Annotated in this window: 1 protein-coding gene; it reads left to right on the forward strand. The window is 69.2% G+C overall.

The features are described from left to right. The coding region (locus tag G3I71_RS45460; protein ID WP_164324796.1) for an ABC transporter permease subunit at window positions 1-538 on the forward strand (538 nt) is incomplete at its 5' end. Between the last annotated feature and the right edge of the window lie 108 nt (window positions 539-646).

The following is a 646-nucleotide window of genomic DNA, read 5'->3' on the forward strand; positions in this document are numbered from 1 at the left end:
GGTGGTCGGCAGCGAGTACAACTCGGGCCTGATCCGCACCGCGCTGGCCGCCGTGCCGGGCCGGGCGAGCTTCCTGTTCGGCAAGCTCACCGTCGCGACGGCGCTCGCGCTCGTCGTGGGCCTGCTGACCAGCTTCATCTCGTTCTTCCTGGGCCAGGCCATCCTGGGCGACCGCAGCATCGGCATCGGTGAGGACAACGTCCTGCGCGCGGTGATCGGCGCCGGCCTCTACATGGCGCTGATCTCGTTGTTCTCGATGGGCGTGACGGCCATCCTGCGCAGTCAGATGCTGGCGCTCGGCATCCTGATGCCGTTCTTCTTCCTGGTCTCGACCATCCTCGGAGCCGTCGAGACGACCCGGAAGGTGGCTCAGTACTTCCCGGACCAGGCCGGCTCCAAGATCATGCAGGTGGTGCCCGGCGCGATGGACAGCGGCGAGACGCCGTACGGGCCGTGGGGCGGTCTCGGGATCATGGTGCTGTGGACGCTCGCGGCCGTTCTCGGCGGCTACCTCGTCCTGAAGAAGCGCGACGCCTGACGCGGTCGTGAGGCGTGACGCCTGCCCCGGGCAGGCGGTGCGACGCCTGACCCGGGGTGTCCGTCCTACGACGGACACCCCGGGTACTACGGGTCATCCCGGAGCCGG

It is taken from the genome of Streptomyces sp. SID12501 (assembly GCF_010550245.1).
Taxonomy (GTDB): domain Bacteria; phylum Actinomycetota; class Actinomycetes; order Streptomycetales; family Streptomycetaceae; genus Streptomyces.